Raw genomic sequence first — 10422 nt, forward strand, 5'->3', positions numbered from 1 at the left:
GCGATGCCGGAACGCGCGCCCGACACTGGCCGCGCATCCCGCGGCCGCCCACTGTCCCTGCGCACACACGGAGTCGTCACATGTCATTCCTCACCCGCATCGAAGCTCTCAAGGACCTGATCCAGGAAGCGGTCGACAAGGGCGCCACCACGGTGGAGCAGATCCACCAGACCATCGCCGCCATGCCGCTGGACGCGCTGGAAAAGCGCGGCCTGCTCGAAGGCAAGGCCAGCCAGGTGCGCGAGACCCAGGCCGCCACCATCGGCGCGGTCTACGATGCCATCCGCAAGGTCAACCAGGAGGTCGGTGACCTGGCCTCGGGCCTGATCGAAAGCCTGGAAGACCAGATCGCCGCGCAGAAGAACATCGGCAAGAAGGACTGATGCGCCCGCCGCGCCGGGGCAGGAATGTCCCGCCGTGCCCCGGCGGCTGCTACACTTGGCGTTTTCCTGACAGATGCTTTCGGGGATTCCCGTGACACGCAAACCTCATGTCCTGATCGTGCTGGACGGCTTCGGCCACAGCGAAACCTCCGACTCCAACGCCATCCTCGCGGCCGACATGCCGAACTGGCGGCAATTGCTGAAGACCTGCCCGAACGGCCTGATCTCCGGCTCCGGCGAGGATGTCGGCCTGCCCGACGGACAGATGGGCAACTCCGAGGTCGGCCACATGAACCTCGGCGCCGGCCGCGTGGTCTACCAGGATTTCACCCGCATCACCAAGGACATCCGTGACGGCGGCTTCTTCGCCAATCCGGTGATCTGCGCCGCCGTCGACAAGGCCGTGGCCGCCGGCAAGGCCGTGCATGTGCTCGGCCTGCTGTCGCAGGGCGGCGTGCACTCGCACGAGGATCACCTGCACGCCATGGTCGACCTCGCCGCGCAGCGCGGCGCCGAGCGCATCTACGTGCACGCCTTCCTCGACGGTCGCGACACCCCGCCGAAGTCGGCGGCGCCTTCTCTGGCAGCCATGGAGGCGCACTTCGCCCGCCTCGGCAAGGGTCGCGTTGCGAGCGTCATCGGCCGCTACTTTGCCATGGACCGCGACAATCGCTGGGATCGTGTCGAGGCGGCCTACCGCCTGCTCACCGAAGGCGTGGGCACGCGCACCTGCGCCACCGCTGTCGAGGCCCTGGAAGCCTCCTACGCCGAAGATGTCAGCGACGAGTTCGTCAAGGCCTCGGTCATCGCTCCGGCCGGCACCGCCCCCGCGCTGATCGCCGACGGCGATGCCGTGGTGTTCATGAACTTCCGCGCCGACCGCGCCCGCGAAATCACCCGCGCCTTTGTCGACGAGGACTTCAAGGGCTTCGAGCGCAAGGTCCGTCCGCAGCTTGCCGGCTACGTCATGCTCACCGAGTACTCGGCCAGCATCAAGGCGCCGGTGGCCTATGCCCCGGCCTCGCTGCACAACTCGCTGGGCGAATACCTCGCCTCGCTGGGCAAGACCCAGCTGCGCATCGCCGAGACCGAGAAATACGCCCACGTGACCTTCTTCTTCAGCGGCGGCCGCGAAGAGCCCTATGCCGGCGAGCAACGCATCCTCGTGCCCTCGCCGGATGTCGCCACCTATGACCTGCAGCCCGAGATGAGCGCCGACGAGGTCACCGACAAGCTGGTCGCAGCCATCGAGTCCGGTGACTTCGACGCCCTCATCTGCAATTTCGCCAACGGCGACATGGTCGGCCACACCGGTGTCTTCGAGGCCGCGGTCAAGGCCTGCGAGACCCTGGACCGCTGCATCGGCCGCCTCGCCGAGGCGGTGCGCAAGACCGGCGGCGACATGCTCATCACCGCTGACCATGGCAACGTGGAGCAGATGTTCGACTACGATACCGGCCAGCCCCACAGCGCGCACACCTGCGAACTGGTGCCCTTTGTCTACCTGGGCCAGCGCAAGGACGTTCGTATTGCCGAAGGCGGGGTGCTGTCCGACGTGGCACCGACCCTGCTGGATCTCATGGGGATTCCGAAACCGGCGGAAATGACCGGGCGGCCCCTCGTCATTCCAGCCTGAACCGAAGGAAACCACCATGCGGCAAACGCTGGCCGTCCTGGCCTTGCTCGCGGCAACCGCTGCACCTGTGTCCCAGGTGCATGCCGAAACCAGCGGCCAGCTGCGCGACCAGGCGAAGTCCGCCAAGTCCGACCTGGATTCCGTGCAGAAGCAGATCCGCACGGCGCAGAACAAGCTGCGCCTGACCCAGGCCGAGCGCACCAAGCAGCAGAAGGCGCTGAACAGCGCCGAGCAGCAGATCCGCAAGCTGCAGACCTCCATGTCGTCGACGCTGAAGGAGACCCGCCAGCGCGAGAGTCGCATCGGCGAGCTGAAGGCGCGCCAGCGCGCGCTCGCGGCGGACAAGCGCGAGCAGCTCGGCAGCCTGCAGAAGGATATCCAGCAGGCCTACCGTACCGGCCAGGACGACTACTTCAAGATGCTCCTGAACCAGGAGAATCCCGGCCTGCTGGCGCGCCAGCTGCGCTACTACAGCTACATCCAGAAAGCCCGCAGCGAGAAGATCGGCGAGCTCGACACCACGCTGGCCGAGCTGGCTTCGCTGGAGAAGGAAGAGGGCGAGCAGGTCCGCCAGCTGGAGAAGCTGCAGATCAAGCTGGCGGACGAGCAGGGTCAGCTGAAGACGGCGCAGGAGAAGCGTGAAGCCGCGCTCAAGGTGCTGAACAGCGAGATCCGCACGCAGGACAAGAACCTCAAGTCGCTGCGCCAGGACCAGGCCAACCTGCAGGCGCTGATGCGTCGCCTCGAGCGCGCCGCGCGCGAGGCCGACCGCAAGGAGCAGGAGCGCCGCAAGAAGGAGGCCGAGGAGGCGCGCAAGAGCGGTCAGACCCCGCCTCCGCAGCCCAAGGAGCCCAAGACCTGGAGCCAGGAGCCGGACTATTCCGTGCCCTATCGCGGCAACTGTCCGCTGCCGGCTTCCGGCGGCATCCGCGCCCAGTTCGGCGCCGCGCGTGGTGGCGGCCTGCGCTGGAACGGCATCGTGATCGCGGCGGCCGGCGGTTCGTCGGTGAAGGCGGTAAAGGCCGGCAAGGTGCTCTATGCCGACTTCCTGCGCGGCTACGGCAAGCTGGTCATCATCGACCATGGCGGCGGTTTCATGTCGCTCTACGGTTACAACCAGAGCCTGCAGGTCAAGGTCGGCGACAGCGTCGGCGCCAATCAGANGGCAACTGGTGCAATTACTGAGCTGACGGGCTGCCCGCCGCGAGGCTGGGTACGGACGGGTCGGAAAACACGCTGCGCTACAATTTTCCGACCCGTCCGTACCCGGCCTCGCTACATGCGCATGCCGTCATGATCCGGGCGAACCGGATTCAGAGCCTTATCGGTCGGGCACCCGCCGTGTGTTCCTGTGCCGAGCTGGTCTGTCAGGTACAGAGGGGGATGGGGGGCTGAAAACTGTAGCGCAGCGTGTTTTCAGCCCCCCATCCCCCTCTGCACCGGTGCACCAGTCGCGGACTCAGCGCCGCATGATGATGCCGCGCTCGGCCAGATAGTCCTTGGCCTGCGGAATCGTGTACTCGCCGAAATGGAAGATGCTCGCCGCCAGCACCGCGTCGGCGCCGCCCTCCAGGATGCCGTCGGCCAGGTGCTGCAGGTTGCCGACGCCGCCGGAGGCGATCACCGGCACGTTCACCGCGTCGCTGATGGCGCGCACCAGCGCGAGGTCGTAGCCGGCCTTGGTGCCGTCGGCGTCCATGCTGGTGAGCAGGATCTCGCCGGCGCCGTAGCCGGCCAGCTTCGCTGCCCAGGCCACCGCGTCGATGCCGGTGCGGTTGCGACCGCCGTGGGTGAAGATCTCCCAGCGGCCCGGCTCGCCCGGCGCCGACACGCGCTTGGCATCGATCGCGGCAACGATGCACTGCGAGCCGAAGCGGTCGGCGGCTTCGGCGACGAACTCCGGCCGCTTCACCGCCGCCGAGTTGATGCTGACCTTGTCGGCGCCGGCGTTGAGCAGGCGGCGGATGTCGGCGACTTCGCGGATGCCGCCGCCGACGGTGAGCGGCACGAAGACTTCGGAGGCCATGCGTTCGACCGTGCGCACCATGGTGTCGCGGCCTTCGACGCTGGCGGTGATGTCGAGGAAGGTGATCTCGTCGGCACCCTGCTCGTCGTAGCGGCGAGCGACCTCGACCGGGTCGCCGGCATCGCGGATGTCGAGGAACTTCACGCCTTTGACGACGCGGCCTTGATCGACATCGAGGCAGGGAATGATGCGCTTGGCGAGGCTCATGGGGCGTTCCGTCCGGCTGATGCAGTCATGAAGTGGTGCAAGGGCAGGCGGCGATTCTAGCATGGTGCCCGGCGGGTGCCGCCGGCCGCCGGCGCGACTATAATGCGCGCCTGCCTGCCCTGCCCACCGCCGAGCCTGTTCCGTGACCACCTCTCCGACCCACTTCGATGTCATCGTCATCGGCGGCGGTGCCTCCGGGCTCATGTGCGCCATGGCCGCCGGGCGCCGCGGTCGTCGTGTGCTGGTGGTCGACAGCAGCAAAAAGCTGGGCAAGAAGATCCTCATGTCCGGCGGCGGGCGCTGCAATTTCACCAACCTCTATGTCGAGCCGGGCAATTTCCTGTCTGCCAACCCGCACTTCTGCATCTCGGCGCTGAACCGCTACACGCAGTGGGATTTCATCGCGCTGGTCGACAAGCACCGGGTGCCCTGGGAAGAGCGCAAGCACGGCCAGCTGTTCTGCCGCGACTCGGCGAAGGACATCCTCAATCTGCTGGTGGCCGAGTGCGAGCAGGTCGGGGTGAGCCTGCGCACGCACTGCCAGGTCACCGGCATCAGCGCCCTGCCGGCGGATGCCGCCGGCGCCGCATCCGGTCCTGTGCGTTTCCGGCTCGCCGCGGGCGGAGAAACGCTGACGGCGGAGTCGCTGGTGGTGGCCACGGGCGGCCTGTCGATTCCGACCCTGGGCGCCAGCGGCTTCGGCTACGACATCGCGCGGCAGTTCGGGCACGAGGTGCTGCCGACCCGCGCCGGTCTGGTGCCCTTCACCTTCAGCGACGGCTTCAAGGCGGTGACCGAGCGCCTGTCGGGGCTGGCGCTGGATGCCGTCCTGAGCGCGCCGGACAATGACGGCCAGGCCTTCAGCGAGAGCCTGCTGTTCACCCATCGCGGCCTGAGCGGGCCGGCGGTGCTGCAGCTGTCGAACTACTGGCAGCCCGGCGAGCGCATCGCCATCGATCTGCTGCCCGGCGAGTCCGTCGCGGACTGGCTGAAGGCGCGCAAGCGCAGCCATCCCAGGTCGCTGCTGCGCACCCTGCTGGGCGAGCGCCTGGCGAAATCGCTGGTGCTGGAGCTGCAGGCCCTGCTCTGGCCGGCGTGGGCGGAGACGGCCATCACCGATGTGCCCGATGCCGTGCTGCTGGCGCTGGCCGGCGAGCTGCAGGCATGGTCGCTGAAACCGTCCGGCACCGAAGGCTATCGCACCGCCGAGGTCACCCTGGGCGGGGTAGATACCCGCGAGCTGTCATCGCGTACCATGGAGAGCAGGCGCCAGCCCGGGCTCTACTTCATCGGCGAAGTGGTCGATGTCACCGGCTGGCTCGGCGGCTTCAATTTCCAGTGGGCCTGGTCCTCCGGCCAGGCCGCCGGCCAGTTCGTCTGACGCCACGGCGTCATCCAGGAATCCTGTACATGCTGCGACTCACCGACCTCAAGCTGCCGCTGGAACACACCGAGGATGCCCTGCGCCAGGCCATGATCACCCGCTTGGGCGTGAAGCCGGCCGACCTGCTCGGCTTCACGGTGTTCAAGCGCAGCTATGACGCCCGCAAGCGCGGTCACATCACGCTGATCTACGCGCTGGATGTCGAGCTGCGCGACGAGGCCGCCGTGCTCGCGCGCCTGGCCGGTGATGCCCATGTCGGTCCGGCGCCGGATGTCGGCTACAAGTTCGTGGCGCGGGCGCCTGCGTCCGGCGGCGACTTTCATCGGCCGCTGGTGATCGGCTTCGGGCCCTGCGGCCTGTTCGTGGCGCTGCTGCTGGCGCAGATGGGCTTCCGGCCCATCGTGCTGGAGCGCGGCAAGGCGGTGCGCGAACGCACGCAGGACACCTGGGGCCTGTGGCGCAAGCGTGACCTGAATCCGGACTCCAACGTGCAGTTCGGCGAAGGCGGTGCCGGCACTTTCTCCGACGGCAAGCTCTACTCGCAGATCCGCGACCCGCATCACCACGGCCGCAAGGTGCTGACCGAGTTCGTCGCCGCCGGCGCGCCGGAGGAGATCCTCTACGTCAGCAAGCCGCACATCGGCACCTTCAAGCTGGTGTCCATGATCGAGCAGATGCGCGAGAACATCACCGCGCTGGGCGGCGAGATCCGCTTCAGCCAGCGTGTCGACGACCTGCTGATCGAGCATGGCCATGTGCGTGGCGTGACCCTGTCCGACGGCACCCAGCTGCGCAGCGACCATGTCGTGCTGGCGGTGGGCCACAGCGCCCGCGACACCTTCGAGATGCTGCACGGCAAGGGCGTGTTCATGGAGGCCAAGCCGTTCTCCATCGGCTTCCGCGCCGAGCACCCGCAGTCGCAGATCGACACCTGCCGCTTCGGGCCGCAGGCCGGGCATCCCATCCTGGGGGCGGCTGACTACAAGCTGGTGCATCACTGCCGGAACGGGCGTTCGGTGTACAGCTTCTGCATGTGCCCGGGCGGCACCGTGGTGGCTGCTACCTCGGAGCCGGGACGCGTGGTCACCAACGGCATGAGCCAGTATTCGCGCAACGAGCGCAACGCCAACAGCGCCATCGTGGTGGGCATTTCGCCGGAGGATTATCCGGGCGGGCCGCTAGCCGGCATCGCGCTGCAGCGTGAGCTGGAAACGCGCGCCTTCGAGCTCGGTGGCGGCGATTACAACGCGCCGGCGCAGCTGTTCGGCGACTTCCTCGCCGGCCGCGCGTCGACCGCGCTGGGCGAGGTGCAGCCATCGTACAAGCCGGGGGTGACGCTGACCGACCTGGCGCCATCCCTGCCCGGCTACGCCATCGAGGCCATCCGCGAAGCCATCCCGGCCTTCGCGCGGCAGATCCGCGGCTACGACCGGGCCGACGCCATCTTCACCGGGGTGGAGACGCGCACGTCGTCGCCGCTGCGCATCACGCGCGGCGACGACTTCCAGAGCCTGAACGTGAAGGGCCTGTACCCGGCCGGCGAGGGCGCGGGCTACGCTGGCGGCATCCTGTCCGCCGGTGTCGATGGCATCCGCGTCGCCGAGGCGGTGGCGCTGAGCATCGTCGCCGGGCGCTGAAGCACAGCGTCCGGCACAGCTCCCGGCGCTGTCGGCTCAGGCCTTCTTCACGAACTCTGACTTCAGCTTCATGGCGCCGATGCCGTCGATTTTGCAGTCGATGTCGTGGTCGCCATCGACCAGGCGGATGCTCTTCACCTTGGTGCCGACCTTCACCACCAGCGACGAGCCCTTGACCTTGAGGTCCTTGATCACTGTCACGGTGTCGCCGTCCTGGAGCAGGTTGCCGTTGGCATCCTTGATCACGCGGGCGTCATCGCCGGCGGCGGGGGCGCCGGCCGAGGTGTCGAGCGGCTCCCATTCATGGGCGCATTCGGGGCAGATTAGCAGGGGGCCGTCCTCGTAGGTGAAGGCGGAACTGCATTGCGGACAGGGTGGCAGGGTGCTCATGGGTCGCTCCAGGTGTCGGTGGCGCGACCGTTGGCATGATTGCCGGAAGTGCTCTGGGCGCGGTCGCGCCGTGGGGGTGGATGACGGGTGATCGCGCCGCGGCGGGCCCTGCCTGAGGGCCGCCGGGCGGATGGACCGTCAGGCATCGGCCAGGGCTTGCGCCTCGGCCAGGTCCAGCGTGCCCTCGTAGATGGCACGGCCGGTGATGGTGCCGATCACGCCGTCGCCCTGCACGCTGAGCAGGCGACGCACGTCATCGAGATTGGTGACTCCGCCGGAGGCGATCACGGGCAGGCCGGAGTCGCGCGCCAGCTTGGCGGTGGCTTCGACATTGACGCCCTGCATCATGCCGTCGCGGGCGATGTCGGTGTAGACGATGGCACTGATGCCGTCGGCCTTGAACTGCTTCGCCAGGTCCACGGCCTGCACGGACGAGACTTCCGCCCAGCCGTCGGTGGCGACCCAGCCGTCCTTCGCGTCGATGCCGACGATGACCCGGCCCGGGAAGGCCTGGCAGGCCTCACGCACGAAGGCCGGTTCCTTGACCGCCTTGGTGCCGATGATGACCCAGCTCACGCCGGCCTTCACGTAGGCCTCGATGGTTTCCAGCGAGCGGATGCCGCCGCCGATCTGGATCGGCAGCTGCGGCCAGCGACGGGCGATGGCCTGCACGATCTCGCCGTTCACCGGCTGGCCGGCGAAAGCGCCGTTGAGGTCGACCAGGTGCAGGCGGCGCGCGCCCTGCTCCACCCATTGCGCGGCGACGCCGATGGGGTCGTCGGAGAACACGGTGTCGTCCTCCATGCGGCCCTGCTTCAGGCGCACGCAGGCGCCGTCCTTGAGGTCGATGGCGGGGATGATCAGCATGGTCGGCTCCACTGTTTCAGTTGGTGCGCGGCGGTGGCCGGCGCTTCAGCATCGGGCGGGATGCGGCATCCCGGAAATGCGCGGTGTTCAGGGCTTCCAGCGCAGGAAGTTGTGCAGCAGGCGCAGGCCGTCCTTCGCGCTCTTCTCGGGGTGGAACTGCACGGCGAACATGCTGCCCTCGGCGATGGCGCAGGAGAACGGCAGGCCGTACTCGCACTCGCCGGCGCTCAGCCCCGGCTGCTCCGGCACGCAGTAGTAGCTGTGCACGAAGTAGAAGCGCGCGCCGTCGGCGATGCCGTCCCAGAGCGGGTGCGGGCGACCGTCCGCCTGCGGCAGCTGGCGCACGTTGTTCCAGCCCATGTGCGGAACCTTGAGATGCTGCTCGCGCACCGCCGGCACATCGCTGAAGAAGCGGACCGCACCGGGGTGGATGCCGAGGCCGTCGATGCCGCCGTTCTCTTCCGAGTGCGCCAGCAGCGCCTGCATGCCGACGCAGATGCCCAGCAGCGGCTTGTCGCCGACCAGCTCGCGCACCGCGGTGTCGATGCCGTGCGCGCGCATTTCCGCCATGCAGTCGCGCATGGCGCCCTGGCCGGGCAGCACGATGCGGTCGGCGGCGCGGATGATGGCCGGGTCATCGGTCACCGTCACGCGGCTGGCGCCGACCTTCTCCAGCGCCTTGGCGACGGAGTGCAGGTTGCCCATGCCATAGTCGAGAACGGCGACGCTGGTCACAGGCAGCCCTTGGTCGACGGCATCTGGCCGGCCATGCGCGGATCGAATTCCATGGCCATGCGCAGCGCGCGGCCGAAGGCCTTGAACAGCGTCTCGGCCTGGTGGTGGGCATTGCGGCCGCGCAGGTTGTCGAGGTGCAGGGTGACCAGCGCGTGGTTCACGAAGCCCTGGAAGAACTCGTAGAACAGGTCGACGTCGAACTTGCCGATGTGGCTGCGCACGAACTCGCAGTGCATCTCCAGGCCGGGGCGGCCGGATAGGTCGATCACCACGCGCGACAGCGCCTCGTCCAGCGGCACGTAGGCGTGGCCGTAGCGGCGCACGCCGATCTTGTCACCGAGCGCCTTGGCGAAAGCCTGGCCGAGGGTGATGCCGCAGTCCTCGGCGCTGTGGTGGTCGTCGATGTGCAGGTCGCCGTCGCAGACCAGGGTGATGTCGATCAGGCCGTGACGCACGATCTGGTCCAGCATGTGGTCGAGGAACGGCATGCCGGTGCGCAGGTCGCCCTGGCCGGTGCCATCGAGATTCACCACGGCGCGAATCTTCGTTTCCTTGGTGTTGCGGACCACTTCCGCCTGACGTGCGGTCATGCCCTGCCTCGTGTGTGACTGTGTGAGGCGGCGATTATAGCCGCAGGGCGCATTCCCTGCATCGTCTGCGGGAATGCGCGGTCCTGATGTCGCTGCCAGCGCACATCCCCGGCATCACGGCTGCGCAGCCACGCGCCCGGGCGTTACACTGTCGGCCTGCACACAGGAGTCATCATGCCCGTCACCGCGCAGCCGCAATCCTTCCCACTCGATGCCGAGCTGAGCGAGCGTCTCGCCCGCCTGCAGCCGGCCCTGCCCCTGGCGCCGGGCGCCGCCGGCGATGTGTTCTACATCGGCTGGTTCAACACCCGCCCCATTTCCGCCGCCTGGGCGACGGGGCCGGATGACGGCCGCCAGCTCACCGGCTTCGCCATCCACCCGGCCACCCGCGGACGCGGCGTGCTGGCGCGGCTGGCGCAGGAAATGCGCGCGCTGGAGAACGCCGCCGGCCGCCGCGTGCTGTCCGCCGACGACTACTCGGCGCTGGATACCGAAGACTGAGCCAGGCCTTGCCTTCCGGCATCTGGCGGCAGGGTCGCGCGGCTCAGCCCGGGACCGGCAGGTCGC

The 10422-nt window shown here is 68.3% G+C and carries 11 protein-coding genes; 6 read left to right on the forward strand and 5 right to left on the reverse strand.

What is annotated here, in order from left to right; translation table 11 throughout:
- Window positions 1-80 precede the first annotated feature (80 nt).
- The 3 genes from C5O18_RS02840 (at window position 81) to C5O18_RS11235 (ending at window position 3316) form a co-directional block, all read left to right on the forward strand.
- Window positions 81-383 carry a hypothetical protein gene (locus C5O18_RS02840; protein ID WP_105191351.1) on the forward strand — a complete coding sequence of 101 codons (303 nt, stop codon included), beginning with the start codon at window positions 81-83 and terminating at the stop codon, window positions 381-383.
- Between the two features lie 73 nt (window positions 384-456).
- Window positions 457-2019 (forward strand): 2,3-bisphosphoglycerate-independent phosphoglycerate mutase, encoded by a 1563-nt coding sequence (gene gpmI, locus C5O18_RS02845; RefSeq protein ID WP_241146713.1) that lies wholly within the window; start codon window positions 457-459, stop codon window positions 2017-2019.
- A 733-nt stretch (window positions 2020-2752) separates the two neighbouring features.
- Window positions 2753-3316: a murein hydrolase activator EnvC family protein gene (locus tag C5O18_RS11235; protein WP_478209674.1), complete on the forward strand. Its 564-nt coding sequence runs from the start codon at window positions 2753-2755 to the stop codon at window positions 3314-3316.
- A gap of 162 nt (window positions 3317-3478) precedes the next feature.
- Here C5O18_RS11235 and hisF read toward each other — a convergent pair whose 3' ends face one another.
- Window positions 3479-4252: an imidazole glycerol phosphate synthase subunit HisF gene (hisF, locus tag C5O18_RS02855; protein WP_105191353.1), complete on the reverse strand. Its 774-nt coding sequence runs from the start codon at window positions 4250-4252 to the stop codon at window positions 3479-3481.
- A gap of 142 nt (window positions 4253-4394) precedes the next feature.
- Between hisF and C5O18_RS02860 the strand changes: the two genes are divergently transcribed.
- Together C5O18_RS02860 and C5O18_RS02865 are read left to right on the forward strand one after the other, a co-directional pair.
- Complete coding sequence (locus C5O18_RS02860; protein WP_277422139.1) at window positions 4395-5633, forward strand: BaiN/RdsA family NAD(P)/FAD-dependent oxidoreductase; 1239 nt, start codon at window positions 4395-4397, stop codon at window positions 5631-5633.
- A gap of 29 nt (window positions 5634-5662) precedes the next feature.
- Window positions 5663-7273 carry an NAD(P)/FAD-dependent oxidoreductase gene (locus tag C5O18_RS02865; protein ID WP_105191354.1) on the forward strand — a complete coding sequence of 537 codons (1611 nt, stop codon included), beginning with the start codon at window positions 5663-5665 and terminating at the stop codon, window positions 7271-7273.
- A gap of 36 nt (window positions 7274-7309) precedes the next feature.
- On the opposite strand, the gene C5O18_RS02870 is transcribed toward C5O18_RS02865, so the two are convergent.
- The 4 genes from C5O18_RS02870 to hisB form a co-directional block, all read right to left on the reverse strand.
- Complete coding sequence (locus tag C5O18_RS02870; RefSeq protein ID WP_105191355.1) at window positions 7310-7663, reverse strand: zinc ribbon domain-containing protein YjdM; 354 nt, start codon at window positions 7661-7663, stop codon at window positions 7310-7312.
- Window positions 7664-7801: 138 nt separating this feature from the next.
- Window positions 7802-8530 (reverse strand): 1-(5-phosphoribosyl)-5-[(5-phosphoribosylamino)methylideneamino]imidazole-4-carboxamide isomerase, encoded by a 729-nt coding sequence (gene hisA, locus C5O18_RS02875; protein ID WP_105191361.1) that lies wholly within the window; start codon window positions 8528-8530, stop codon window positions 7802-7804.
- 87 nt (window positions 8531-8617) lie between these two features.
- On the reverse strand, window positions 8618-9265 hold the full coding sequence (gene hisH, locus C5O18_RS02880) for an imidazole glycerol phosphate synthase subunit HisH (protein WP_105191356.1): 648 nt from the start codon (window positions 9263-9265) through the stop codon (window positions 8618-8620).
- Window positions 9262-9855 (reverse strand): imidazoleglycerol-phosphate dehydratase HisB, encoded by a 594-nt coding sequence (hisB, locus tag C5O18_RS02885; protein ID WP_105191357.1) that lies wholly within the window; start codon window positions 9853-9855, stop codon window positions 9262-9264. Before hisB ends, hisH begins: the two co-directional genes overlap by 4 nt.
- Window positions 9856-10029: 174 nt before the next feature.
- On the opposite strand from hisB, the gene C5O18_RS02890 reads away from it, so the two are divergent.
- Window positions 10030-10356: an acetyl-CoA sensor PanZ family protein gene (locus C5O18_RS02890; protein WP_105191358.1), complete on the forward strand. Its 327-nt coding sequence runs from the start codon at window positions 10030-10032 to the stop codon at window positions 10354-10356.
- The last annotated feature ends 66 nt before the right edge of the window (window positions 10357-10422 follow it).

This window comes from Amnimonas aquatica (genome assembly GCF_002943415.1).
GTDB lineage: Bacteria > Pseudomonadota > Gammaproteobacteria > Pseudomonadales > Moraxellaceae > Perlucidibaca > Perlucidibaca aquatica_A.